The following is a 25,663-nucleotide window of genomic DNA, read 5'->3' on the forward strand; positions in this document are numbered from 1 at the left end:
CGCCGACCCCGGCCGCGTCTCCGCCGCCTCCGCCCTCGCTGGAGGTGAGTCGTCTGGCGTACGCCTACCCCGACGGCACGCAGGCGCTGTTCGGCGTGGACCTCCGGGTGGAGCGCGGTGAGCGGGTCGCGCTGCTCGGGCCGAACGGCGCGGGCAAGACCACGCTGGTGATGCACCTCAACGGCATCCTGACCGCCGGGCACGGCACGGTGGCCGTGGCGGGGCTGCCGGTCGGCAAGGGGTCGCTCATGGAGATCCGCAGGCGGGTCGGGCTCGTCTTCCAGGACCCCGACGACCAGCTCTTCATGCCGACCGTCCGCGAGGACGTGGCCTTCGGCCCGGCCAACATGGGGGTCGCGGGCGAGGAGCTGCGGCGCCGGGTCGAGGACGCGCTGGAGCGCGTGGGCATGCTGGAGACGATCGACCGGCCGCCGCACCACCTGTCCTTCGGCCAGCGCCGCCGGGTCGCGGTGGCGACCGTGCTGGCCATGGAGCCGGAGATCCTCGTCCTCGACGAGCCGTCGTCCAACCTGGACCCGGCCTCCCGGCGCGAGCTCGCCGAGATCCTCAGGGGGCTCGACGTGACCGTCCTGATGGTCACCCACGACCTGCCGTACGCGCTGGAGCTGTGCGAACGCTCGCTCATCCTCTCCGGAGGCGTCATCGCCGCCGACGGGCCGACCCGCGAGATCCTCGCCGACGCGAGCCTCCTCGCCGCCCATCGGCTCGAACTGCCGTACGGTTTCGCCGCGCCCTGACTCCGGAATCTCCCGATCTGGGATTCCGTGCACCGAAGCACGGTCGGCGCGAACTTGCTGTGAACAATCGCGCATGACCTCGCGTGGAGTGACGGCGAAGTAAAGTAGGTCTGCCCTTCGGGCGCGAGGAGGACTGATGAAGCTACGGCTGGCTCGCCGCGCCGTCGGGGACGCCGTGGTGGTGGCTGTCGAGGGCGAGCTCGACCTGTTCACCGCTCCCTTCCTGCGAGACGAGGTCCGTGACGCGATCAAGCTGGACGGCGCGCGACTGGTCCTCGACCTCACCGCCCTGTCCTTCATGGACTCCAGCGGCCTCTCCGTGCTGATCGAGGCGTGGCGGCTCGCCACGAGCGAGGGGGGCGGGGTCTCGCTGGCGGCACCTCAGGCGCCGGTGGCCCGGATCCTCCGCACGACGGGGCTCGACCGGCGGATCAAGGTCTACCCCGACGTGAGCAGCGCCGTCGGGGAGATCTAGCAGTACCGGACATGGGCATTGGTGACGGAGAGTTTTAGGCACCCCCAGTAGAACTTCATTCGGTCCGCGCGTTAAAGTCCGCACATGGACCTGAACGGAGCAGCAGCAATCATCTCGGGCGGTGCCAGCGGCCTCGGCGAGGCCACGGCCCGCGACCTCGCCGCGCACGGTGCCACCGTCGTCGTCGCCGACCTCAACGAGGAGCGCGGCAAGTCACTCGCCGACGAGCTCGGCGGCGTCTTCGTCAAGGCCGACGTGTCGGACGAGGAGCAGGTGCAGGCGGCCGTGGACGCGGCCGTGGCGACCGGCAGGCCGCTGCGCGTCGTGGTGAACAGCGCGGGCATCGGCTGGGCCAGCCGGACCGTCGGCCGTGACGGCTCGCCGCACGACCTGGCCTCGTACCGCAAGGTCATCGAGATCAACCTGATCGGCACCTTCAACCTCATGCGCATCGGCGCCGCCGCGATCGCGAAGACGGAGCCGGTGGACGAGGACGGCCAGCGCGGCGTGGTGATCAACACCGCCTCGGTGGCGGCGCTGGAGGGGCAGACCGGTCAGGTCGCCTACTCGGCCTCCAAGGGCGGCATCGTCGGCATGACCGTTCCGGCCGCGCGCGATCTCGCCGCCATCGGTGTGCGTGTCAACACCATCTGCCCCGGCATCATCGACACCCCGATCTACGGTTTCTCGGCCAACTCCGAGGAGTTCAAGGCCAAGCTCGTGGCCCCGGTGGTCTTCCCCAAGCGCATGGGACGGGCCGCCGAGTTCGCCCACCTGGTCCGCTCACTGATCGAGAACGACTACGTCAACGCCGAGACCATCCGTTTCGACGGCGGCATCCGCTTCCAGCCCAAGTAGGAGTCACCCGGTGTCTGACGAGGTTCTGGTCGAAGTCGACGGCGGCGTGGCCGTCATCACGATCAACCGCCCCAAGGCCAGGAACGCCGTCAACGGCGCGGTCGCCCGGGGCGTCGCCGGTGCGCTGGACGAGCTGGAGGAGCGCAAGGACGTGGCCGCCTACGTCCTCACCGGCGCCGGCGGCACGTTCTGCTCGGGCATGGACCTGAAGGGGTTCCTGACCGGGGACTTCCCGGTCGTGGAGGGCAGGGGGTTCGGCGGCATCGCCGAGGCGCCGCCGAAGAAGCCGCTCATCGCCGCCGTCGAGGGCTACGCCCTGGCCGGAGGCTGCGAGCTGGCGCTGGCCTGCGACATCATCATCGCCTCCGAGGACGCCAAGTTCGGGCTTCCCGAGCCCAAGCGGGGGCTGGTCGCGGGGGCGGGCGGCGTGATGCGGCTGCCGCGGCGCATCCCGTACCACATCGCCATGGAGATCGCCCTGACCGGCGACCACTTCCCCGCCTCCCGGCTTTACGAGCTCGGCCTGGTCAACCACGTCACGCCCGCGGGCGAGGCGCTGGCCACGGCCGTCGAGCTCGCGAAGAGGATCGCGGCCAACGCCCCGCTGGCGCTCGCCGCGACCAAGCGCGTGATCGTCGAGTCGGCGGACTGGAGCCGCGACGAGATGTTCACGAAGCAGGGGGAGATCATCAGCCCGGTGTTCGGCTCCAAGGACGCCATGGAGGGGGCGGCGGCCTTCGCCGAGAAGCGCGCCCCGCAGTGGAAGGGCGAGTAGTCCCTCCGGTTGGGCCGGAGAGAGTTCGAGCGATGAGCCGTCCTCCGGAGGACGGGAGGAAGTTCGAGCGGTGAACGTCCTTCCGGCGGGCCGAAGGAGGTTCGAGCGGTGAGCCGTCCTTTGGAGGGCCGGAGGAGGTTCGGGGAGTGAGCGGTCCCTCGGAGGGACCGGAGGAAAATCGGCGGGCCGGGCGCGATCCAGGGGGTCGCGCCCGGCGCGTTCGCGGCCAGGAGTGCGTACGGTAAAGGTGTGGACAGGTGCGGCGGGGGCACTTGACGTCCACGCCACCGCTCCAAGGCCAGGAGAGTGCATGAACGACCACCCGACCGGTATGTCCCCCACCGGCCGTTCCTCCGGTGATCTCCTGAAGCGCAGGGCGGGAAATCTGGCCGCGGGCGCGCTGGGTGCCGCGATCATCAACGTTCTCGTGGTCGGTGCCATGTGGGTGATCGAGGTCGCCGACTACGTCCTGCCCGGGGAGTTCGACGTCTACGGCATCCGGGCCTGGGATCCCGAGGGCCTGGGCGGCATCTTCCTCGCGCCCTTCCTGCACGCCGGATTCGGCCACCTGATGGCCAACTCGCTGCCCCTGCTCATCCTCGGCTTCCTCGCCGCGCTGCGCGGGATCGGCCGCTTCCTGGCCGCGAGCCTGATCATCATCCTGGTGAGCGGTCTGGGCGTCTGGTTCACCAGCTCGCCGCTGGCCGTCACGGTCGGCGCCAGCGGCCTGGTCTTCGGCTACTTCGGGTTCGTCGTCGCCCGGGGCCTGTTCGACCGTCGCGCCCTCGACATCGTGATCGGTGTCGGCGTGGCGATCGCCTATTACTCGATCATCTGGGGCGTGCTCCCCGGCGAGGCGGGCATCTCCTGGCAGGGGCACCTGTTCGGGCTGGTCGGTGGTGTCATCGCGGCCTGGGTGGTGCGCCGCAGGCGCCGGGCCGTCGCCCCCGCCTACTGAGCGCCCTCCTTCACCGAGGCCGGTGAGGTTCACCGGGGCGTTCTCCTGCCAGGCCCTTTCCGGCCGAGGGTTCTCCCGGCGGGTCTTTCCCGGTCGCCCGATTTCGCTTACCGGGTCTCTGCCCGGCGGGCTTTTCGGGTTGCCCGGTTCTGCGTACCGAATCCCTTCCGCCGGGCTTTTCCCGGTCGCCGGGCTTCGCGGAGTTCCGTCCGCCGACTTCCCGCCCGTCGAGGCTTCGCCGTTCGCCCGGCATGACGCCTATCCAGCCCCTGAGGCTCGTCGCCGCCCGAACCCGGAGGGCTTCACCCGGAGATGGGCGCTGTATGGAGCTGTGGGTGCTATGTAGCGCTTCGTAGCGTCGCTGGAATCCCGGGGGGTCGGTCGGCCGGATGCGGTCTCCAGGGGCGAATGAGGTCGATCTGGGGGCCTGTCCAGCGGCGGAGCCGGAAAGGGCGCGAGTGGAGATCCCGTGTTCCGTCGGTCAAGTCCGATGTCGGCGCGTTTCGGCGGGCGCTTTTTCCTGTGGTTTCTTCCACGGCCACGCGGCAGAAGATTCTCCTGTAATTCACCAGCTATGGCCGCATCGGTTGATTTAAGTGACAATGTGACAAAATTTCATGTGTGAACCTGCCTGGCCGCGTGCCCGTACATGTTCCAGGGCCATCAGCCGGGCGCGACCCTCGAAAGGTGGCCGCGGGTGAACCTGGGATCCCTGGAAAGCGCGATCATGGACGTGCTGTGGGGCTGTAAGCAGCCACTGCTGGTTCGCCAAGTGCAGGACATGCTGAACCAGGACGCGGAACGAAGCCTGGCCTACACCACCGTGCAGACCGTCGCCGAGCGCCTCGTCAGGAAGGGCCTGCTGGAGAGGGCACCCGTGCGCAACGCCTTCCGCTACACCGCCAGCCGCTCACGGGACGAACACGTGGCCGGGCTGATGCTCGCGGCTCTGGCCGGAAGTCCCGACCGGGCCCCGGTGCTCTCGCGGTTCGCGGAGGGAGTGGATCCGGACGACGCCCTGCGCCTGCTGCACGAGCTGGCGCGGCGCGCGGGGGAGCGGGCGCAGACCCCGGGGACGGGCGGGACCCCGAGCACGCTGCCCTAGGTTCCCCGCCCGAGGACTTCGAGCACGTCGCGCCGGGTTTCCCTTCGGGGGACTTCGGGCGCACCGCCCCGGGTTCCCGCCCGGGAGCCGGGGATCCGGCTTCCGGGACGGGAACGGAGGTCGCGGTCGTCCCGCCGGCCCTACGAGGACGGCGGGGACGGTGGGGACGGAGCCCGGCTCCCCGGCGGGAGCCGGTGACTACAGGCGCTCGACGACGTAGTCGACGCAGGTGGTCAGGGCCTCGACGTCGTCGGGGTCGATGGAGGGGAACATCGCGACGCGCAGCTGGTTGCGGCCGAGCTTGCGGTAGGGCTCGGTGTCGACGATGCCGTTGGCCCGCAGGACCTTGGCGATCGCGGAGGCGTCGACGTCGTCGGAGAAGTCGATCGTGCCGACCACGTTGGAGCGGAACTCCGGACCCGCGAACGGGCTGGTGTAGGAGGTCTTCTCCGCCCAGGTGTAGAGACGCTGGGCCGAGTCGGCCGTGCGGGCGGTCGTCCAGGCCAGGCCGCCGTTGCCGTTCATCCACTCGATCTGCTCGGCGAGCAGGAAGAGCGTGGCGACCGACGGGGTGTTGTACGTCTGGTCCTTGGAGGAGTTGTCGATCGCCACCGGGAGGCTGAAGAACTCGGGGACGTAGCGCCCGCTGGAGGCGATCTCGTCGACCCTGGCCAGCGCGGCCGGGGACATCAGGGCGATCCAGAGGCCGCCGTCGGAGGCGAAGCTCTTCTGCGGCGCGAAGTAGTAGACGTCGAACTCGCTCGCCTCGACGGCCAGGCCGCCCGCGCCCGAGGTGGCGTCGACCAGCACGAGCGAGCCCTCCTCGCCCACGCGCCTGATCGGCATCGCGACGCCGGTCGAGGTCTCGTTGTGGGTGAGCGCGTAGACGTCGACGCCCTCCTCCAGCCGGGCCTCGGGGTGGCTGCCGACCTCCGACTTGATCACGGTCGGGTCGCCCAGCCACGGGGCCTTGGCCGCCACGGAGGCGAACTTGGAGGAGAACTCGCCGAAGTGCAGGTGCTGGGACCTGTCGCGGATCAGCCCGAAGGCGGCGATGTCCCAGAACGCGGTGGTGCCGCCGTTGCCGAGGACGACCTCGTACCCCTCCGGGAGGGAGAACAGCTCGGAGAGCCCCGCGCGAACGCGCCCGACCAGCGACTTGACCGGCTTCTGGCGGTGAGAGGTGCCCAGGACGCTGGATCCGGAGGCCGCGAGAGCCGAGAGCTGCTCGGGGCGCACCTTCGAGGGCCCGCAGCCGAAACGGCCGTCGGCGGGCTTGATGTCAGAGGGAATCACGATGTCAGCCACCTGACCAGCCTACTGAGCCCGGGGGTCGGACCAGGACGGGGTCCGGATTTTGAGACGAGCCGTGGAAGGCTTTTGGACGGGGCTGGGGGATCGCGGGGCCGGGCGGGACGATCCGGGGCCGGTGGGACGGGCCGAGCAGGCCGGGACGATCCGGGCCGGTCGGGCGGTCCCGGGAGGGGCGGGGCGGCCGATGGGTGAGGCGGTCCGGGGCCGGGTGGGAGGGCCGGGCGGGAAGGGCCGGGCACGTGGGCGTGGCGGTCCGGGACCGGGCGGGTGATCCGGGGACGTGAAAAGTGATCCGGGGGGTGTGAAGATCCGGGGGTGTGAAAAGGGGGCCGGGGGCGTGAGAGGGCCGCCACCGGCAACGGCTGCCGCGCGAGACGCCGCGCGACAGCCGTACGGGAGGGGGATCTCAGAAGGAGTGGACGACCTCGTCGGCTCCGGGGACGTCCTGGACCGAACGCTGGGACGGACCCACGTAGTCGGCGCTGGGGCGGACGAGCCTGCCCGTGCGCTTCTGCTCCAGGATGTGGGCGGCCCAGCCCGCGGTGCGGGCGCAGGTGAACATCGAGGTGAACATGGACGACGGAACCTGGGCGAAGTCCAGGATGACCGCGGCCCAGTACTCGACGTTGGTGGCGAGCACCCGGTCGGGCTTGCGGGCGTGCAGCTCCTCCAGCGCGGCCTTCTCCAGCGCCGCGGCGACCTCGTAACGCGGTGCGTCGAGCTCCTTGGCGGTGCGGCGGAGCACGCGTGCCCGGGGGTCCTCGGCACGGTAGACGCGGTGACCGAAGCCCATCAGGCGCTGGCCCTTGTCGAGCTCCGACTGGACGTACTTCTTGGCGTCGCCGACCTGCTCGACGCCCTCGATCATGTGCAGCACGCGCGCGGGCGCACCGCCGTGGAGCGGCCCGGACATGGCGCCGACCGCACCGCTCAGCGCCGCGGCGACGTCGGCTCCGGTGGAGGCGATGACCCTGGCGGTGAAGGTGGAGGCGTTCATGCCGTGCTCGGCGGCGGACGTCCAGTAGGCGTCGATGGCCTTGACGTGCTTGGGGTCGGGATCGCCCTGCCAGCGGATCATGAACCGCTCGACGATGCTCTCACCCTTGTCGACCTCGCTCTGGGGGACCATCGGCTTCCCCAGGCCACGCGAGGACTGCGCGACGAAACTCAGGGCGTTCACACTGGCCTGGGCCAGGTCGGCGCGGGCCTGCTCGTCGTCGATGTCGAGCAGCGGCCTGAAGCCGTACGCGGGGGCCAGCATGGCCAGCGCGCTCTGCACGTCGACGCGGATGTCACCGGAGTGGACAGGAATGGGGAAGGGCTCTGCCGGGGCCAGGCCCGGCTGGAACTTGTTGTCGACAAGCAGGCCCCACACGTGTCCGAAAGAGACGCGGCCGACCAGCTCTTCAATGTCGACGCCCCGGTAACGAAGGGCGCCCCCTTCTTTGTCCGGTTCCGCGATCTCCGTCTCGAAAGCTACAACGCCTTCGAGCCCGGGTTTGAAGTCGGACATTCTCGGCTGCCTCCCTTTCTTGAAGTCAAAGCCTTGATGTCGAGATACCGGCGGGTCATATTCAACCCCCTGGGCCGAGGCGGTGTGCCGCCGGACCCGCCGGAACGCGATCGCCCCAGGTGGGGGGCGCCGCGCGGGCTTCCTGCTCGGCACGCGAGAATACCTTCCCGTGGATGCCACATCGCGACCGCCTTCGATGGCGGGCCTCCGACGCACGTACCAGGGGCTGCCCCTGGTCGAGGCCGACCTCGCCCCCGACCCCTTCTCGCAGTTCGCCCTCTGGTTCGGCGAGGCCGTGGACGCCGGGCTTCCCGAGCCGAACGCGACCGTGCTGGCGACCGCCTCGGCGGGCGGGCGGCCGACGGCCAGGACCGTGCTGCTCAAGGGCTACGACGAGAACGGGTTCGTCTTCTACACCAACTACGAGTCGCGCAAGGGCCGGGACCTGGCGGAGAACCCGCGTGCCGCCCTGCTGTTCCCCTGGCACTCCATCCGCCGCCAGGTGCGGGTGGAGGGCGCGGTGGTGCGGGTGTCGCGCGAGGAGTCGGCCGCCTACTTCAGGTCCCGGCCCTACGGGTCGCGGATCGGCGCGTGGGCGTCGCGGCAGTCGGCGGTCGTGCACTCCAGGGACGAGCTGGACGCCCGGTACGAGGAGCTGGCGGAGCGCTGGCCCGAGGATCCGCCGATCCCCGATTTCTGGGGCGGGCTGCGCGTGGTGCCGTCCGAGGTGGAGTTCTGGCAGGGCCGCACCGACCGCATGCATGACCGCCTCCGTTACCGGCGCTCCGGCGTTACCTGGATCGTCGAACGCCTGGCCCCCTGACACCTTGCCCTCCCTTTACTGATATATCCATTTATGTCAGGTAGAGAGGTAACGGGGTGGGTTTCGGGGACTTCGTCCGTAGGCATGTGGCTGATACGCGCCCTCTCGCCATCCCCGCCTACCGGCGGCTCTGGGCCGGTCAGGGCGTGTCGTTCATCGGATTCCAGCTCACCTCCGTGGCCGTCAGCGCCCAGATCTACGACATCACGGAGTCGTCCTTCTGGGTCGGCATGCTCGGCCCCGCCAACCTGATCCCCCTGGTCGTCTTCGGGCTGTGGGGCGGCGCGATCGCCGACGCGGTCGACCGGCGCAGGCTCCTCATCATCGGCGCGCTGATCGCCTGGTCGGGGACGCTCGCGCTCCTGGTCCAGTCCGCCCTGGGCTCGACGAGCGTCGGCCTGCTGCTGGCCACCGTGGCCGTGCACGCCACCGGGTTCGCCATCACCGGGCCGACCAGGGGCGCGATCATGCCCAGGCTGGTCCCCGCCGACCTGATCCCCGCGGCCAACACCCTCAACTACCTGGTGGGCGGCCTCGGCACCGTCATCGGGCCCCTGGTCGGCGGGATCGTGCTCGCCCAGAGCGGCTTCGCCACCGCCTACCTGATCGACGCGGTGCTGTTCGGCGCCGGTTTCCACGCCGCGGTGCGGCTGCCGAGGCTCGAACCGATCGGCGAGGTGACCCGCCCGGGGCTGCGATCGGTCGTGGACGGCCTGCGCTACGTCTCCGGGCACCCGGTCGTGCTGATGTCGTTCGCCGTCGATCTCATCGCCATGGCGTTCGCGCTGCCCAGGGCGCTGTTCCCGGAGATCGTGGCCGAACGGTTCGGCGGCTCCCCGATCGCGTTCGGCTGGCTGTCGGCGAGCATCGCCATCGGCTCGGTGCTCGGCGGCCTGCTCTCGGGCTGGGTGGGACGGGTCCGGCGCCAGGGACTGGCGATCACGTACGTGATCGCCGCCTGGGGGCTCACCGTCGCCGCGGCCGGGCTCGCCGGCCAGCTGTGGCTGATGGTCGTCCTGCTGGCGTTCGGCGGGGCCGCCGACCTGATCTCCGCGGTGTGGCGGCAGACGATCCTGCAGACCCACGCGCCCGACGACATGCGGGGGAGGATGCAGGGGGTCTTCCTGGTGGTCGTCGCGGGAGGACCGAGGCTGGGGGATCTGCGGGCGGGGGCCACCGCCTCGTGGTTCGGCGCCACCGGCGCCTGGGTGGGCGGCGGGATCGCCTGCGCGGTGGCCGTGCTCGCGGTGGGGCTGGCCGTCCCGGCCTTCAGAAAATATCGCCCGCTCACGCGTAGCGTTTGAGCAGCTAGGGAAGGATTTGGCGTCCTCGGGCGTTGCCGTCCTTTGTCATCGTGGGCTGTTCTCCCAATAGGGTCGTCTTCTCAAACTTCCGAGGTCCCGCGCCGCCCTCCCGGGAACACCGCGCGATGGACGTAGCATCGAGAGAGGACGGGAGGAACCTTGACCGCACACGGCCTGATCGACACGACGGAGATGTACCTTCGTACGATCTTCGAGCTGGAGGAGGAGGGCATCGTCCCTCTGCGCGCGCGCATCGCCGAGCGCCTCCAGCAGAGCGGCCCGACCGTCAGCCAGACGGTCGCCAGGATGGAGCGCGACGGCCTGGTCCGCGTCGAGGGCGACCGCCACCTGACCATGACCGACCTGGGGCGCACGCTCGCGACCCGGGTCATGCGCAAGCACCGCCTCGCCGAGTGCCTGCTCACCCAGGTCATCGGGCTGCCCTGGGAAGAGGTGCACGTCGAGGCGTGCCGCTGGGAGCACGTCATGTCCGAGTCCGTGGAGTCCAGGCTCGTCAGCCTGCTCAACAATCCCACCGAGGATCCGCACGGCAATCCGATACCCGGCCTCGAGGAACTCGGCGTCGTCGGCGCTCCCGGCGGAAGGCCGGAGTCGCTGCCGTCGATGGCGGCGATGGCCGGACCCAGAGATATACCCGTTGTCGTGCGGCGAATTAGCGAACAAGTGCAAAGCGATCCGGCTGTGATGCTTAAACTCAAGCAAGTTGGGATACAACCCGGACGCGAGGTGACGCTCGCGGCGAGCGACGACGGTGTGCGGGTGACAGGTGACGACGAGGCGGACAATTTTCTTGCGGATCTCCCGCGAGAGATTGCCGCGCACGTTTTCGTCTCCACTCGCTGACCGAGGCCCCTTAGCTCGGTTGGATCCCGTTCGGGAGTCCCTCCGCTCCCAGGCCGAGACTGCAGGAGCAACCGTGGTTCGCTTTGCACACACCCGCCCACGACGGGCGGTCACCGGATGAAGCGGTGGGGGGATGTTTCCCAGGACGCCGCCGACCACCTTACGGCTGGTTCCGTCCTGGATCACGCTGAGATGGCGGTGGTCGTCACCGACAGGTTCAGCAATCTTCTCTACTGGAACCCGTTCGCGGAAAGGCTGTTCGGGCGCCCCGGCACATCGGGGCCCCGTGACCAGTCCCTCTCCCTGGGCATCATGGAGAAGGATCACCCGCTCGCTGTCGAGCTCTCCAAGCACGTCCTCAAGGGCGGCGTCTGGGAGGGCACGTTCGACGTCAGGCGCGGGGACGGGACGATCATCTACGTACGGGCACAGGCCGTGCCGCTGCGGCATCCCTCGGGAGCGGTGACGGGCATCGTCATCACCGCCCGCGAGGCGATGCGCAGCAACGAGCGGGAGAAGGACCGCTTCGGCCTGCTGGAGCGGATCGGCGAGCGCCTCGCCGGATCGCTCTACGTCGAGGAGACGCTCAAGCGCGTCGCCGAGATGCTCGTCCCGCAGTTCGCCGACCACTGCTTCATCGAGCTGATGGAGGAGGGGCGGCTGACCCGCAGGGTCTCCACCCACGTCCAGGGCTGGAGCCCGCCGCCCAACACCTGGGCACCGCTCGGGGCGGAGATCCGCTACCCCGTGGGTCACTACGCCGAGATCGCGCTGCGCCGCCAGGAGACGATCCTCGTCGAGGACTTCTCCCAGACCAGCTATCCCAGCCCGGGCGAGGCCAACACCCGCCTCGCCGCGGAGATCGGCATGACCTCGGCGATCGTCGCGCCGCTGTGCGTGCGCGGCGAGACCCTCGGGCTGATGTACCTGGGGCTGTCCAACCTGACCGACCGGCGCAGCCCGCACTACGACGCCTTCGACCGCGACTTCGTGGGGGCCATCGCCACCCGGGTCGCGCTCGCCGTCGACAACGCCCTGCTGTTCGAGGAGGAGCGGCACACCGCGGAGTCCTTCCAGAAGCACCTGCTGCCCCGCGAGCTGCCCCAGCTCGACGGGCTGGACATCGCGGTCCGCTACTACCCGGCGGCACCCCTGGCCAGCCACGGGCAGGGCATCCAGACCCAGGTCGGCGGTGACTGGTACGACGTCATCCCGCTGTCGGCGGGCCGGGTCGGCATCGTCATCGGCGACGTCGAGGGCAGGGGCGCGAAGGCCGCGGCGGTGATGGGGCAGCTGCGGGCGGCCCTGCGGGCCTTCGCCCAGGACGACAAGCCGCCCGCGGAGATCCTCGCCAGGCTCGACGAGTGGACCCGCATCATCGCCACCCCCGAGCAGGACGAGAGCGGCACCGACATCAGCGTCCCGCCCATCGTCACCTGCCAGTACCTGGTCTACGACGCCTGGTCACGGCAGCTGTCGTTCGCCAACGCCGGTCACGCCCCTCCGTTGCTGCTCATCGGCGACACCTGTACCGAGCTCGACATCCACGAGGTCGGCCAGCCGCTGGGGGTGCGGGCCAAGGGCATGCACGCCGACCTGGTCTACAAGGAGGAGACGCGGACGCTGCCCCCCGGGGCCGCGCTGCTCCTCTACACCGACGGGCTCGTCGATCGTCGCCCCATCCGCGACGCCGACGGCAGGCCGCCCAACGTCGAGGAGACGCTGGCGCAGCTCTGCGGCAAGCTCATCGAGATCAGTGACGCCTCCGTCGAGCGCATCGCCGACGCCGCCACCGTCGCGGTGCCCGGCGAGATCGACGACGACATGGCCATCCTCGTGCTCAGGTCCGCCTCCGAGGACCTCGCCGTCGAGGAGCGCACCTTCCCCGCCCAGCCGATCATGGTCGGGGAGGCGCGCCGGATGGCCTCCGAGGCGTTCGTCGGCTGGAACGTCCCCGAGGAGCGGGCCGAGCTCGCCTGCCTGCTGGTCTCCGAGGTCGTCACCAACGTCGTGCTGCACGCCGCCAGCGCCAGCATCCCGCGCAGGGAGCTGACGATGGACGGCCCTCCGCTGCCGTTCGACGAGTCCTGGGACGTCCCCGGCTTCGAAGACGAGATCGTCAACGAGAAGGAGTTCACGCTCAGGCTCCGCCGGGGCGGGGAGTCCGTCTGGGTCGAGGTCTTCGACCAGGATCTCCGGCTGCCGCGCATCCGCAGCGCGGGGGAGAACGACGAGGGCGGGCGGGGTCTCTACCTCGTCGACCAGCTCGCCAAGCGCTGGGGTTCCCGCCCCACCAAGGAGGGCAAGGCCGTCTGGTTCGAGATCCCCACCAGGTCGCGCTGAGCCACCCGCGGCAGAGCTGGAACACGTCCCCGATCGGTGGTTGACTCGGAGGCATGGAGCTGGCGTTCGAACGGCGCGGGACGGGTTCCCCGCTGGTCCTGTTGCACGGCATCGGGCATCACTGGCAGGCATGGCTGCCAGTGCTTGACAGGCTCGCCGCCGAGCGGGACGTGATCGCCGTAGACTTCCCCGGTTTCGGCGTCTCGCCGCCGCTGCCGCCCGGCACGCCGTACACGGCGGAAAGCCTGGCGGACGCGATCGAGTCCTTCTTCACGGTGCTCGGCCTGCGCGACCCTCACGTGGCGGGCAGCTCCCTGGGGGGTTACGTCGCCCTCGAACTCGCCTCGCGCGGGGTGGTCCGCTCGGCCACCGCGTTCTCTCCCGCCGGGTTCTGGAACCGCAGCGAGCTCGCGTACACGCGAGCCGTCCTCCGCGCCCTCAGGATCTTCGCCCACCGCCTTCCCCCGGGACGGGCCGCCGCCCTCGCCGAGGATCCGCTGGGCCGCATCCTCTGCGCCGGAGTCATGGTCGCCCATCCGGTGCGGTTCACGCCCGAGGCGCTGCTCGCCGCCCTCCAGTCGCTGGGGGACTCCTCCGGTTTCGACGAGACCCTCGCCTCGTTCGCGGGGCTGATGCCTCCCGCGCCGCCGAAGGCGCCGGTCACGATCGCCTGGGGTGAGCACGACCGGCTGCTCCCGCGCCGGCAGGCCATCCGGGCGGCCAGGTGGTCGGGGCAGCGGGTGAAGCTGCTCAAGGGCTGCGGGCACCTGCCGATGACCGACGACCCGGAGCTGGTCGCGAGCGTGCTGCTGGAGGCTTCCCGGTAGGGGCCGCCGGTACGGTCCCGGGACGGCCCGCCCGGCTTCGGGACGTCCCCGGCGAAGAGGGTCAGCGGATGGTCTGTCCCCAGACGGCGAGCATCGCGATGACGAACGCGACCATGACGCCCAGATAGGCGACCGGGCCGAACCGGAGGGCGCGGCGCACCCGGTTCAGGCCCCAGGCGAACAGGAACGCCAGGAAGATCAGCAGAATCAGCCCGCTGTCCATCGTCACCACCTCGGGGGAGTCTCCGCTGACCAGTATGCGTCGGCGGGGCCGCCCGTGCGGCCGGTGAAGGCAATCCCCAACCCATGGGATCGTTACCTCTCGTGAACAGAACATCGAAGACAACGCGTGCCCTGCTGGTGGCAGCTCTGGGCGCAGGCCTCTCCGCATGTTCGGGCGGGGGCGGCGCACCCGGGCCGTCCGGCACGTCGGCGATCGCCACCGTTACGGTGACCGCCACCCCGTCCGCCGCGGCCTCCGCCAGCCTCTCCCCGTCTCCTTCCGGGTCCCCCTCGCCCTCTCCGTCCGTTTCCGCCTCCGCGAGCGTCACGGCGTCGCCGTCCATAAGCGTTCCCGGGGGCCGGGGCGTCGACGCCACGGTGAACGGGAAGATCGCCCTGCGCGGGGCCGACGGGATCACCGTGACCTCCGAGAGCGACCAGGAGGTGAAGGCCCTCCTGCTGCCGTTCACGGTCGTGCGTGACGCGCGGGGGCTGGTCTGCAAGGAGGGGAGCGCCCCTTACAGCTGCTCGGTGGAGCAGCTGCAGGCGGCGATCAAGAAGGGGGGCGCCTTCTTCGCCACGGTGACGATCAAGGACGGGGTGGCCGTCCAGATCGAGGACATCAGCGAGAAGTGACGGCCCCGGCCGATCACCGGGAACCGCTGTCCCGCGGGTGCGCGGGCGGCGGTTTCCCGTAGGGCGTCCCGAAGCCGGTGCGCGTCTCCTCGCTGGGGGAGTCTCCTCGGGCGGCGCGCGTGTTCTCCGGAGGCCGGTGTGTCCCGTGTTCTCCGGAAGTCAGCGTGTCCCAGGGGGGCGTGTCTCTCGGGAGCCGGTGCGTGTCTCGGAAGCCGACGCGCTTCTCAGAAGCCGAAGGAGCGGCCGATGATCTCCTTCATGATCTCGGTGGTGCCGCCGTAGATGGTCTGGACGCGGCTGTCGACCCAGGCCTTGGCCACGGGGTACTCCATCATGTAGCCGTAGCCGCCGTGCAGCTGGAGACAGCGGTCGATGACCTTGGTCTGCAGCTCCGTGGTCCACCACTTCGCCTTGGCGGCGTCCACGGCGGTGAGTTCCCCGGCGTTGAGGGCCAGGATGCACCTGTCCACGTAGAGGCGGGCGATGTCCACCTCGGTGTCCAGCTCGGCCAGCACGAACCGGGTGTTCTGGAAGCTGCCGATGTTCCGGCCGAAGGCGGTGCGGCTCTTGCAGTACTCGATGGTCGTCCGCAGGACCGTCTCCGCCGCCGCGACGGCCATCACCGCGATCGACAGGCGCTCCTGCGGCAGGTTGGCCATGAGCTGGAAGAAGCCCTGCCCCTCCTCGGGGCCCAGCAGGTTGGCCGCGGGGACCCTGACGTTGTCGAAGAACAGCTCCGCCGTGTCCTGGGCGTGCATGCCGATCTTCTCCAGGTTGCGACCCCGGCTGAAGCCCTCCATGCCCCGCTCGACGACGAGCAGCGAGATCCCCCGGGCACCCGCCGCCGGGTCGGTCTTCGCGACCGTGACGACCAGGTCGGAGTTGATGCCGTTGGTGATGAAGGTCTTCTGGCCGTTGAGCACGTAGTGGTCGCCCTCGCGTACGGCGGTCGTCCTGATGCCCTGCAGGTCGCTGCCCGCGCCCGGCTCGCTCATCGCGACGGCCGTGATCAGCTCACCGGAGGTGAACCCGGGCAGCCAGCGGGCCTTCTGCTCGTCGTTGGTGAGGTCCACGAAGTACGGCGCCATCACGTCGTTGTGCAGCGAGTAGCCCAGGCCGGACGCGCCGATCGCGATGACCTCCTCGACGATCACCGCGTTGTAGCGGAAGTCCGTGATCCCGGCTCCGCCGAACTCCTCGGGGACCCCGAAGCCGAACATCCCGATCTCTCCGGCCTTCTTCCACACCTCGCGGGGGACGATGCCGTCCTTCTCCCACTGGTCGTGGTGGGGCGCCACCTCGCGGGCCAGGAACTCGCGCACGGTCTCTCGGAAGAGCTGGTGCTCCTCCTCGAAGAGGTCTCGCTGCATGGTGTGCCTCCTGGGGACTCGTGGCGACTCGTGACGGCTCGTGACACAGAATACGATTCTGTTACCAGCAGGTACAGCCGGACCCCGGGTGCGTCCGTCGACTTGCGAAGGTATGTAGAGGTACATCCAGATCACAAGTGCGCCACGGTCTTCGGATCCACCCGCGATCTCGCTGCGGCGAAGACGGTAGAAACCGTACGATCTACCCTCGGTGTGCTATGGGTATGCCCGTTGACGGCAGCCTTCGTGATCGGAGTGTGTGGTGGTTCGGTGGCGATCTGGGCTCCGTAGGTCTCTCGCGGTTTCAGCCCTGTGCCTTTTCGGCGGTGCGCTGGTCGCGCTGCCCACCGGTGCGTCCGGTGCCAGCAATGCCGAACTCGTGGTCGACTACAGCTGTACGGGGGGGATCGCCCTCGGCAGCAGCGTGGTCAACCTCCGGACCAAGGTGTCGATTCCGACCACGCTCACGGTCGGGCAGCCGCTCAACATCGGCTGGGACCTCAACTACAAGAACGGCGACCCGGCCAGGTTCGGCTCGCCGGGTTACTTCGGCCCGGGGGGCAAGGTCCTGGTCACCGGGAACGTGCAGCTCTCCGGGAGCTGGGTCGGCGTCCTCCAGCCGAAGGGCTCCGTCGACCAGCCGGGCAAGCTGCAGCCGGGGAAGATCCTGAAGCTCCCCGAGGGGATCTCCGACTTCGCCCACACCGACAGGGCGGGCACGGTCAACGTCAGTCCCCGGAAGCTGTTCGTGGACTTCATGCCTCCGGCCGGCGAGGTCGTGGTCAACAACGACGAGAAGGACGACAACGGCAATCCCCGCGTGGGGTACCACGGGGCGGGCGACTGGTACGAGCTGAACGACGAGCCGCTGAGCATCGGCGACCACGGCCGTGACCTGCACCGCACGGACAAGGTCAACTCCTTCGCCACCTTCACGTTCACCGGCACCGGGATCGAGTACATCGCCCGGCGCAGCACGGAGGCGGGGCAGGTCGGGTTCAAGATCGACGGCTTTGACGCCACCCCGTCCTCCGTCGACGCCTCGAAGAACCCCGACGGCACGCCGACGAACGCCGCACACCAGGGCGGGCTCACGCTGTGGAGGTTCAACGGCCTCAAGTACGGCGAGCACACCCTCCAGGTCACGAACCTGCAGGCCGGAAAGTTCGCGCAGGTCGACGCCTTCCGGGTGATCACCAGGGAGCTGGCGAACCCGCCGGCCGACTACAGGGCCACCTGCACGCTCGTCAGCGCGCCGGTCTCGGTGAACGTCACCATCTCCGAGCCGGGCGGATCCGGCTCGCCCAGTCCGACGATCACCGGCTCCCCGGACCCCTCTCCCACTGTCACCCCCACCGTCACTCCCACGATCACCCCCACGCCTACGATCACCCCGACCCCGACCGGTAGCCAGAACAACCACCAGTCGGACGGGACGAACAGCACCACCAGGAGCACGACCACCTCGACGCCCAAGCCGACCCTGACCGTGACCGCCACCGTCACCCCCACCAGGCCCACCCCCACCGCGCCGCAGGTGATCATCACGCCCAGCGGCGGGGCGCAGACCGGTGAGGCTCCGGAGGGAGGCTCCGGGCTGGGACTTCTCGGCGCGGGCACGGCGATGGTGACGGGAAGCGCGCTGGGCGGTGTGGTCTTGATGAGGCGGCGGGCGGCACACGCGCGTGGCCAGCGGGACAGCTGAAGGAGGCGCCGGATGTACCAAGGACCCGTGCAGGGCGGTCCCGACCCCTACCAGGGGCGGGGCCCGGCTCCCAAGCCCAAGGGGAGCATGCTGATGGCCGGGCTCCTCGTGGCCGGGTCGCTCGGTGGGGTGGCCGTGATCATGGCGGGTCTGCTCGCGTACCTGTCCCCGGCGATGGAGGACGACGCGCCGTACGGCCCGCCCGTGCCGCAGGCGGCGGACGGCAACGTCCAGATCCAGGAGGTCCCGGCCGCCGGTCAGCAGCCCCTGGGAGTGACGCCGTCCTCGGTGGGGCCGGGTGGCCTGGACGCTCCTCTGACGGCCGCCGCGCCCACGGCGGCACCGCCGCTGCCGGTGGTCATGCCTCCGGAGCCGTTGAAGAGCGACGGTGTGAAGCCGCGGCGGCTGGCCATCCCGAAGATCGGCGTGCTGGCCCCGCTGATGGCGCTCAGCGTCGACTCCAAGCGGGAGATCCAGACACCTCCGCTGAGCAGGCCCAACCAGGCGGGCTGGTACAAGCACGGCCCGATCCCCGGGCAGCAGGGTCCCTCGGTGGTTCTCGGACACGTGAACACCAAGAAGGGCGCCGCCGTCTTCAGCAGGCTGAAGGAGATCAAGCGCGGGGACAAGATCAAGGTCTCCCGGTCGGACGGGACCATCGCGGAGTTCACGGTCGACGGGGTGGAGCAGGTCAGCAAGGCGGCCTTCCCGTCGAAGCGGGTCTACGGCAACACGGGTGAGGCGACCCTGCGGCTGATCACCTGCGGTGGTGTCTACAACGGCAAGACCGGTCACTACACCGACAACATCATCGTCTACGCGACCCTGTCGAAGACCCGTCGCGTCTGACCGCACCGCACCGCACCGCACCGCGCCGCCCGACCGCGCCGCACCACCCGACCGCGCCGCGCGGCGACCGCACCGCGCCGCGCGGCGACCGCACCGCGCCGCGCGGCCCGACCGCACTGCCTCCGACCGCACCGCACTGACCGCATCGGCTTGACCGCATCGCGCCGACCTGGCCGCATCGCCTGACCGCACCGCGCGGCCTGGTCCGCGAGCCGGTGCGGTGCTCGCGGAATCCGCAGGTCACGGCCCCTTCGCCGCACTCCTCCGATCGTTAGCCTCCCCGGTAATCCGGGTAGGGAGTTGTTCAACAGGAAAGAACCCCCCGAACGATCAGAAGGCGGGGGTGTGCCCAGGTGAGCATCGTGCGGGCCGGGGTCGTAGCCGTACTCATAGGGGTGGCCGCTCTCGGCGCGGTCCAGCACCCGAAGTCGGGGCACGATCGATCAACGGGCTGGGGTGCCAAGCGTCCCGCGCACTCGACGCAGAAGCACGCCGGGGGCTGGACGACCAAGAACTGGGGCAACGGGGGACGGACGGCCCAGCGCTCGGAGACGAGGATCGAGCGCAGGGGAAACTGGGGACTCGGGCGTCCGAGGCATTCGGACCGCGGGCGGCACCGGGCCAGGGAGGCCCGGCGCTATCCGGGGTGGGGACGACACGGGAACCGCGGGTTCTGGCGGCGGGATCCGGGTGGCGAGCGCGGCGAGAGATGGAGGTTCGGGCGCCCCAGGGGCCGGGACTCCGAGCGGCGAGGTTCGGACACCGGGAGCGATGACCACTGGGACCGCGAGCGGCCGGGAGATCCGGCGTTCGAACGGTACGGGGGAGACGGGCCGGAAGAGCGCGGCGGGTGGGAGCCCGGGCGTCCGGGGGACCGGGAGTTCGGACGGCCGGAGGGTTCGAGGTTCGGGCACTACGAGGAGGAGTACGGGTTCAGGCGGGGTGCTCCGGGTGGCGAGCGCGCCGAGGGGCGGGGGTTCGGGCGGAGAGGCCCGGAGACCGGATGGTACGGGGGCCACGGGTTCGGACGGCACGGGTCCGACGCCTGACGCCACCGGAATCGGGAGTCCGCGCGGCCGGCATGGGCCAGGAACGGCGTGCGACACCATCGTCACCGGCACGGAAACCGGTAACGGACACCAGTAACGGACACCGACAACGGACACCGACAACGGACACCGACAACGGGCACAGGCGCGGGCAGAGCCGGTCGGGCGAGGGGCGGGGCGGGCGCGGACGGTGATCCGAGGTCCCCTGCCGTCGCCGGGAGCCGGTTGCGGTGCCCGTCAGGCGGGCTGGGACCTGTCGAGTGCTGGTATGCCGCCGAGGCCCTTATGTGCAGGTGAGCCGTCTGATGCCGGTGCGGGGGATGCGGGGCCGGGGCCGGAAACAGGGGGTGTGTGACCGCCCGTTGATTCGGTTTCCCTTCTCCGCACGCAAGAGTGAGCGACTGGTCGCTCACTCTTTTTTGTGATCGGTGACGCTAGGCCGTCTCCAGGGAAATGTCCCAGGAGACGGTCATGTGGTGTTATCTCAGTCAGAATCGCTTCTGATCGTTAATCGCATGTCCGGTCCGGGTATAGCCGTTTATGCGAATGTGTCTCCCCCGCTGAACCAGAGCGAGGGGTGTACACAGGTGAGCAGGGTGCGGGCCGGTGTGCTGGCCGTATTCATAGGGATCGCCGCGATCGGCGCCCTTCACCACGCCGATTCGACGGGCACGCGATCCGTGAGCCCCGCGGACGGACGATCCGGTGATTCGACGGCCAAGCGGCACGCGGCCTCCACGGACGGACGGTCCGCGACCTCCACGGACGGGCGCTCCGTGAGTTCCACGTCCCGGCACTCCGTGAACCCCGAGGCCCGGCATTTCGGCCGCCACGAGGTCGCGCCGATCGTCATCGCGCACCGTGGGGCCAGCGCGTTCCGGCCCGAGCACACGCTTCTCGCCTACACGGTCGCCATCTCGATGGGCGCCGACTACATCGAGCCCGATCTCGTCTCGACCAAGGATCACGTGCTGGTCGCCCGGCACGAGAACGAGCTCTCGGCGACCACCGACGTCGCCAGGCATCCCGAGTTCGCCGACCGCAGGACGTCCAAAATCATCAACGGCATCCGGCACACCGGCTGGTTCACCGAGGACTTCACCCTGGAGGAACTGCGCACCCTGCGCGCCAGGGAGCGTTTCCCCAAGGAACGGCGGGAGAACACCGCGTACGACGGGACAGAGCGTATCCCGACGCTCGACGAGGTGGTCCAGCTCGCGCAGGAGCACGGGGTGGGCGTCTACGCAGAGACCAAGTTCCCCACCTACTTCGCCTCGATCGGGCTGCCGCTGGAGGAGCCGCTGCTGGAGACCTTCGCGCGGTACGGCTGGGACGACGAGCGGGACCCGGCCTTCATCCAGTCCTTCGAGACCGGGAACCTCAAACGGCTGCGTCCCCTCACGCGGCTGCGGCTCATCCAGTTCGTCGGCGCGACCGGCGCCCCGTACGACCTCGCGAGCGCCGGTGACCCCCTCACCTACGACGACATGGTCACCCCGGAGGGGCTGCGGGAGATCGCCAAGTACGCCGACGGCATCGGGCTGGTCACCAAGCGGATCGGTCCCGGCGATCCCGGAGGGCTCGACGGGAGACCGGTGTCGCCGGTCGAGCTTGTCAGGAACGCCCAGCGGGAAGGGCTCCTGGTCCACGCCACGACGGTTCGCAAGCTCGCCGCGCGGCTCCGGGCGGAACTCAGGGGCGACACCTCCGGCGGGCGCGCCACCGAACAGGTGAAGAGGTGGCTGAAGCGCCTGTGCAGGCTCAACGTGGACGGAGTGATCGCCGACGACCCCGGCCTGGCACGCACCGTACGGGATCAGCTCCGCGCCGGAGGCTGACGGTACGGGATCGGCTCCGGGCCCGAGGTGACGGTACGGGATCGGCTCCGTGACGGGTACGGGATCGGCTCCGGACGCGCGCCGGTCGAATCTCGCGCGGCCCCGCCAGGCGCCGACGAGGGCCGACGCGCGCGGGTCGGGTCTCGCGGGGCTCCGGCCGCTACCGGAGAGGGCGACGCCCAGCGGAGAGGGTGACTCGCGCGGCACCGTCGAGTACCGGAGCCGTCGAGTACCGGCGAAACCGACGCGCGCCGGTCGGCGCGACCTTCGTCATCCGGGTCATCCGCGTCATCCGGCGCGCGTGGCCGCCCGTACCCGTTCAAGGGTGATCGGCAGGTCGCGCTGCCGGAAGCCGGTCGCGTGGAAGACGGCGTTGGCGATCGCCGCGGCGGTGCCGACGATCCCCACCTCGCCGATGCCCTTGGCGCCGACCGGGTTGAGCTCGTCGTCCTGCTCGTCGATCCAGTCGGCCTCGATCCCGCGGACGTCGGCGTTCGCCGCGATGTGGTACCCGGCCAGGTCGTGGTTGACGAAGTCGCCGAACCTGGGGTCCAGCTCCAGGGCCTCGTGCAGGGCCATGGAGATCCCCATCGTCATGCCGCCGAGGAACTGCGAGCGAGCCGTCCTGGAGTTGATGATCCGGCCGGCCGCGAAGATCCCCAGCAGCCGCTCGACACGGACCTGCCCGCTGTCGCGGTCCACCCGGACCTCGGCGAACTGCGCCCCGAACGAGTGGCGTGAGAACCGCTTCCACTCGGCGAGGTCCTCGGCGGTGTCCGCCCATGCCCCCAGGCCCTCCGGGGGGACCAGGCCGGACCGCTCGTCGAGGTCCTTGACCAGCGCCCGGCAGGCCTTGCTCACCGCCCAGCTCCAGGAGGCGGTGCCCATGGACCCTCCGGCGAGCGCCGCGGGACCGAAGGCGCTGCGGCCCACCCTGACCGTGACCCGGTCCATCGGCACGCCGAGCTCGTCGGCGGCCACCTGGGTGAGCGCGGTGCGGGCGCCGGTGCCGATGTCGACCGCGGCGATCTCGACCACGAACCTGCCCGTGGGCTCGGCGTAGGCGGCCGCGGTGGACGCCCTGGTGTAGACGGGGTAGGTCGACGACGCGACGCCGGTCCCGACGAGCCACCGGCCGTCCTCGCGGACGCCCGGCGTGGGGTCGCGCCCGGCCCAGCCGAAGCGCGCCGCCCCCTCGCGCAGGCAGGCGACCAGGTTGCGGCTGCTGAACGGGAGCCCGGACTCGGGGTCGGCCGAAGGCTCGTTGGCGATCCGCAGCTGGACGGGGTCCATCCCGAGGGCGTACGCCAGCTCGTCCATCGCCGACTCCAGGGCGAACATCCCAGGAGCCTCGCCGGGAGCGCGCATCCACGAGGGGCTCGGCACGTCCAGCCGCAGGAGCCGGTGGGCGGTGTGGCTGTTGGGCGTCGCGTACATCATGCGGCTGGGCGAGACCGTCTGCTCGGTGTACTCGACGAGCTTCGAGCTCTGCTGGAGCGCGTCGTGCCACACCGCGGTCAGCCTGCCGTCGCGCTCGGCTCCCAGGCGTACGCGCTGCACGGTGGGCGTCCGGTAGCTGACGAGCGCGAACATCTGCTGCCGGGTCAGCGCCACCTTGACCGGCCGTCTGACGGCGCGGGCGGCCAGCGCCGCCAGCACGGTCGGCGGGCGGGTCGCCGCCTTCGACCCGAAACCGCCGCCGACGTGGTCCGCGACGACGCTCACCGCGCTCTCGGGAAGGCCGAACAGCTGGGCGATCGCGGTCGCCGACATCCACGGGGCCTGGTCGGCGTTGTAGATCGTCAGGGTCTCGCCCTCCCAGAACGCGACCGTGGCGTGCGGTTCCATCGGGCTGGCGTGCTCGGTCGGGGTCGTGTAGGCGGCGTCCACGACGACCGGCGCCGCCGCCAGGGCGCCCTCGGCGTCACCCCAGTCGACCGTTCCCGTGAAGCCCGCGTTGACCTTCTCCGGCGAGGTGATCCGCGGGCTGCCGGGATCCAGTACGACGTCGTACTCCTCCTCCTCGTAGTCCACGCGCACCGCCGACGCCGCCTCGCAGGCCCCCTCCAGGGTGTTCGCGACCACGGCCGCGACGATCTGCCCCCGGTAGGCGACGTTGGCCGACTGCAGGACGGCCAGCTCGGCGTCCTGTACGGGACGCAGCCGGGGGACGTTCCCGCTGTCCAGCACGGCGATCACCCCCGGCAGGGCCAGCGCGGCGGCGCCGTCGACGGAGCGCACCCGCCCCCGGACGATCGTGGACTGCACCGGCCAGACGTAGACGGCGTCCGGTACGGGGTACTCGTACGCGTAGCGGGCCGTGCCGGTGACCTTGTCGCGTCCCTCGATCCTGACCGGTGCCCCGCCCACCACCTTGTCGAGTGTGGTCATCCCCGCTCCTCCCACGTGAAGTCGTTCCCCGTGAATCCGTCGGCTTCCCCGGACCCGGCGGACCCCGTCTGCTTCGTGAGGTCGCGGACGCTCGCCGCGATCAGGTCTCCGGCCAGCCCGATCTTGAACTCGTTCCGGGGGAGGGGACGCGCCGCCGCGAACTCCGCCTCCGCGGCCGCCAGCAGCAGCGTCCTGGTCGGACTGTGGCCGGTCAGCATCCCCTCGGCCTCCCGGGCCCGCCACGGCACGGGGGCCACCGCGCCCAGCGCCAGCCTGACCTCCCGCAGCGAACCGTCGGCCTCCGTCGCGACCACCGCCGCGACCGAGACCACCGCGAACGCGTAGGACCAGCGGTCGCGGACCTTGCGGTACAGCATCGCCGCGCCGTCCGGGGGCGGGGGCAGCTCGATCCCGGTGATCAGGTCGCCGGGCTCCAGCACCGTCTCCCGGTCGGGGGTGTCGCCGGGCAGCAGGTAGAAGCGGGAGAGCGGCACCGCCCGCTCGTCGCCCCCCGCGAGCCTGATGTGCACCACGGCGTCGAGGGCGGCCATCGCCACCGCCATGTCGGAGGGGTTGGTGGCCACGCAGGAGTCCGAGGTGCCGATCACCCCCAGGTCGCGGTGGTCGCCGCCGATCGCCGAGCAGCCGGTATCCGGCTCGCGCTTGTTGCACGGCTTGGTGACGTCCTGGAAGTACGGGCAGCGCGTGCGCTGCAGCAGGTTTCCGCCGGTGGTGGCCATCGACCGCAGCTGCCCGGAGGCCCCGGCCAGCACCGCCTGGGAGAGCGCGGGAAAACGTTCCCTGATGCCCCGGTCACCGGACAGGTCGCTGTTGCGGACCATCGAGCCGATGAGCACGCTCCCGTCGGCCCGGTGCTCGATCCGGTCGTACGGCAGCCGGGTGACGTCCACCAGCGTCGCCGGCCTGGCCACGCCGAGCTTCATCAGGTCCACGAGGTTGGTGCCGCCGGCCAGGAACATCGCGTCGGTGCCGTCGAGGACGGCGGTGGCGGCGGCGCCGGGGTCGGTGGCGCGCTCGTAGGTGAAGGGCCTCATCGGGTGCCCCTGGGGTTCCGCCCGGCGAGGACGCCCCCGCCGGCCGCGTCGAGGACGGCCTCGACGATCCCGGCGTACGCCCCGCAGCGGCAGAGGTTGCCGCTCATCCGCTCGCGGACCTCCTCGGCGTCCAGGGCGCCGCTGGAGGCGACGCCCGCGGCGACGTCCTCGGTGACATGGCTCGGCCAGCCCCGTTCCGCCTCGTCGAGCGCGCCGATGGCCGAGCAGATCTGGCCAGGTGTGCAGTAGCCGCACTGGAAGCCGTCGTGATCGAGGAACGCCTGCTGGAGGGGGTGCAGGTCGTTCGCGCCGGCCAGGCCGGCCACCCCCTCGATGGTGACGATCTCCTGCCCGGTGGTCGTGACCGCGAGTGTCAGGCAACTGTTCACCCGGCGGCCGTCCAGCAGGACCGTGCACGCCCCGCACTGCCCGTGGTCGCATCCCTTCTTCGTCCCGGTCAGTCCGAGATGCTCCCGTAGCGCGTCCAGGAGGGTCACCCGGTTGTCCAGGGACACGGAGTGGTCGGCACCGTTGATGCGCAGCGTGATATCGCTGCTGAACGCTTCGACTGCCATGCGTTTATCCTGTCAATTCCCCGACGATGGGGGGATTTCTGATTAATCTGAAAATT

General features: G+C 70.4%; 23 protein-coding genes. 16 read left to right on the plus strand and 7 right to left on the minus strand.

Annotated features, from left to right (window positions below; genetic code table 11):
* Positions 1-44 precede the first annotated feature (44 nt).
* The 6 genes from ACFFRH_RS23410 to ACFFRH_RS23435 all read left to right on the plus strand — a co-directional run bounded on the left by ACFFRH_RS23410 (position 45) and on the right by ACFFRH_RS23435 (position 4,929).
* Positions 45-758, plus strand: a complete 714-nt coding sequence (locus tag ACFFRH_RS23410; protein ID WP_344750333.1) for an energy-coupling factor ABC transporter ATP-binding protein — start codon at positions 45-47, stop codon at positions 756-758.
* 136 nt (positions 759-894) lie between these two features.
* A complete protein-coding gene (locus ACFFRH_RS23415) occupies positions 895-1,233 on the plus strand; it encodes an anti-sigma factor antagonist (protein WP_344750334.1) in 339 nt (112 codons plus the stop codon).
* Positions 1,234-1,317: 84 nt separating this feature from the next.
* A complete protein-coding gene (locus tag ACFFRH_RS23420) occupies positions 1,318-2,091 on the plus strand; it encodes an SDR family NAD(P)-dependent oxidoreductase (protein ID WP_344750335.1) in 774 nt (257 codons plus the stop codon).
* Positions 2,092-2,101: 10 nt separating this feature from the next.
* The gene (locus tag ACFFRH_RS23425; protein ID WP_344750336.1) at positions 2,102-2,866 is read left to right on the plus strand and encodes a crotonase/enoyl-CoA hydratase family protein; all 765 of its coding nucleotides are present in this window, start codon (positions 2,102-2,104) and stop codon (positions 2,864-2,866) included.
* A gap of 310 nt (positions 2,867-3,176) precedes the next feature.
* Positions 3,177-3,824 (plus strand): rhomboid family intramembrane serine protease, encoded by a 648-nt coding sequence (locus ACFFRH_RS23430; RefSeq protein WP_344750337.1) that lies wholly within the window; start codon positions 3,177-3,179, stop codon positions 3,822-3,824.
* A 697-nt stretch (positions 3,825-4,521) separates the two neighbouring features.
* On the plus strand, positions 4,522-4,929 hold the full coding sequence (locus ACFFRH_RS23435; RefSeq protein ID WP_344750338.1) for a BlaI/MecI/CopY family transcriptional regulator: 408 nt from the start codon (positions 4,522-4,524) through the stop codon (positions 4,927-4,929).
* Positions 4,930-5,127: 198 nt separating this feature from the next.
* Here ACFFRH_RS23435 and serC read toward each other — a convergent pair whose 3' ends face one another.
* Together serC and ACFFRH_RS23445 are read right to left on the minus strand one after the other, a co-directional pair.
* Positions 5,128-6,237 (minus strand): phosphoserine transaminase, encoded by a 1,110-nt coding sequence (serC, locus tag ACFFRH_RS23440; protein WP_344750339.1) that lies wholly within the window; start codon positions 6,235-6,237, stop codon positions 5,128-5,130.
* A gap of 412 nt (positions 6,238-6,649) precedes the next feature.
* Complete coding sequence (locus tag ACFFRH_RS23445; protein WP_344750340.1) at positions 6,650-7,756, minus strand: citrate synthase 2; 1,107 nt, start codon at positions 7,754-7,756, stop codon at positions 6,650-6,652.
* A gap of 196 nt (positions 7,757-7,952) precedes the next feature.
* Here ACFFRH_RS23445 and pdxH point away from each other — a divergent pair, with 196 nt between their 5' ends.
* The 5 genes from pdxH to ACFFRH_RS23470 all read left to right on the plus strand — a co-directional run bounded on the left by pdxH (position 7,953) and on the right by ACFFRH_RS23470 (position 13,917).
* Complete coding sequence (gene pdxH / locus ACFFRH_RS23450) at positions 7,953-8,579, plus strand: pyridoxamine 5'-phosphate oxidase (protein WP_344750341.1); 627 nt, start codon at positions 7,953-7,955, stop codon at positions 8,577-8,579.
* 86 nt (positions 8,580-8,665) lie between these two features.
* Positions 8,666-9,883 (plus strand): MFS transporter, encoded by a 1,218-nt coding sequence (locus tag ACFFRH_RS23455; RefSeq protein WP_344750342.1) that lies wholly within the window; start codon positions 8,666-8,668, stop codon positions 9,881-9,883.
* Between the two features lie 159 nt (positions 9,884-10,042).
* A complete protein-coding gene (locus tag ACFFRH_RS23460) occupies positions 10,043-10,747 on the plus strand; it encodes an iron-dependent transcriptional repressor DtxR (protein WP_344750343.1) in 705 nt (234 codons plus the stop codon).
* Between the two features lie 117 nt (positions 10,748-10,864).
* A complete protein-coding gene (locus ACFFRH_RS23465; RefSeq protein ID WP_344750344.1) occupies positions 10,865-13,090 on the plus strand; it encodes an ATP-binding SpoIIE family protein phosphatase in 2,226 nt (741 codons plus the stop codon).
* A 53-nt stretch (positions 13,091-13,143) separates the two neighbouring features.
* The gene (locus ACFFRH_RS23470; protein ID WP_344750345.1) at positions 13,144-13,917 is read left to right on the plus strand and encodes an alpha/beta fold hydrolase; all 774 of its coding nucleotides are present in this window, start codon (positions 13,144-13,146) and stop codon (positions 13,915-13,917) included.
* A 61-nt stretch (positions 13,918-13,978) separates the two neighbouring features.
* On the opposite strand, the gene ACFFRH_RS23475 is transcribed toward ACFFRH_RS23470, so the two are convergent.
* Positions 13,979-14,140, minus strand: coding sequence for a hypothetical protein (locus tag ACFFRH_RS23475; protein ID WP_386159540.1), 162 nt, complete (start codon positions 14,138-14,140; stop codon positions 13,979-13,981).
* A gap of 377 nt (positions 14,141-14,517) precedes the next feature.
* On the opposite strand from ACFFRH_RS23475, the gene ACFFRH_RS23480 reads away from it, so the two are divergent.
* On the plus strand, positions 14,518-14,775 hold the full coding sequence (locus ACFFRH_RS23480) for a hypothetical protein (protein WP_344750346.1): 258 nt from the start codon (positions 14,518-14,520) through the stop codon (positions 14,773-14,775).
* A gap of 224 nt (positions 14,776-14,999) precedes the next feature.
* On the opposite strand, the gene ACFFRH_RS23485 is transcribed toward ACFFRH_RS23480, so the two are convergent.
* Positions 15,000-16,145 carry an acyl-CoA dehydrogenase family protein gene (locus ACFFRH_RS23485; protein WP_344750347.1) on the minus strand — a complete coding sequence of 382 codons (1,146 nt, stop codon included), beginning with the start codon at positions 16,143-16,145 and terminating at the stop codon, positions 15,000-15,002.
* 379 nt (positions 16,146-16,524) lie between these two features.
* On the opposite strand from ACFFRH_RS23485, the gene ACFFRH_RS23490 reads away from it, so the two are divergent.
* The 4 genes from ACFFRH_RS23490 to ACFFRH_RS23505 all read left to right on the plus strand — a co-directional run bounded on the left by ACFFRH_RS23490 (position 16,525) and on the right by ACFFRH_RS23505 (position 21,586).
* On the plus strand, positions 16,525-17,850 hold the full coding sequence (locus ACFFRH_RS23490; RefSeq protein ID WP_344750348.1) for a hypothetical protein: 1,326 nt from the start codon (positions 16,525-16,527) through the stop codon (positions 17,848-17,850).
* Between the two features lie 12 nt (positions 17,851-17,862).
* Positions 17,863-18,699 (plus strand): class F sortase, encoded by an 837-nt coding sequence (locus ACFFRH_RS23495; protein ID WP_344750349.1) that lies wholly within the window; start codon positions 17,863-17,865, stop codon positions 18,697-18,699.
* Between the two features lie 353 nt (positions 18,700-19,052).
* Positions 19,053-19,748: a hypothetical protein gene (locus ACFFRH_RS23500; protein WP_344750350.1), complete on the plus strand. Its 696-nt coding sequence runs from the start codon at positions 19,053-19,055 to the stop codon at positions 19,746-19,748.
* Between the two features lie 776 nt (positions 19,749-20,524).
* On the plus strand, positions 20,525-21,586 hold the full coding sequence (locus ACFFRH_RS23505; protein WP_344746643.1) for a glycerophosphodiester phosphodiesterase family protein: 1,062 nt from the start codon (positions 20,525-20,527) through the stop codon (positions 21,584-21,586).
* Between the two features lie 288 nt (positions 21,587-21,874).
* Here the strand turns inward: ACFFRH_RS23505 and ACFFRH_RS23510 are convergent, their stop codons facing one another.
* The 3 genes from ACFFRH_RS23510 to ACFFRH_RS23520 are packed head-to-tail and all read right to left on the minus strand — an operon-like array spanning position 21,875 to position 25,607.
* Positions 21,875-23,977, minus strand: coding sequence for a xanthine dehydrogenase family protein molybdopterin-binding subunit (locus ACFFRH_RS23510; RefSeq protein ID WP_344746642.1), 2,103 nt, complete (start codon positions 23,975-23,977; stop codon positions 21,875-21,877).
* Positions 23,974-25,032 (minus strand): FAD binding domain-containing protein, encoded by a 1,059-nt coding sequence (locus ACFFRH_RS23515; RefSeq protein ID WP_344746641.1) that lies wholly within the window; start codon positions 25,030-25,032, stop codon positions 23,974-23,976. The genes ACFFRH_RS23510 and ACFFRH_RS23515 overlap by 4 nt, the downstream gene beginning before the upstream one ends.
* Complete coding sequence (locus ACFFRH_RS23520; protein WP_344746640.1) at positions 25,029-25,607, minus strand: 2Fe-2S iron-sulfur cluster-binding protein; 579 nt, start codon at positions 25,605-25,607, stop codon at positions 25,029-25,031. The genes ACFFRH_RS23515 and ACFFRH_RS23520 overlap by 4 nt, the downstream gene beginning before the upstream one ends.
* Between the last annotated feature and the right edge of the window lie 56 nt (positions 25,608-25,663).

It is taken from the genome of Streptosporangium vulgare, assembly GCF_042428775.1.
GTDB classification, from domain to species: domain Bacteria; phylum Actinomycetota; class Actinomycetes; order Streptosporangiales; family Streptosporangiaceae; genus Streptosporangium; species Streptosporangium vulgare.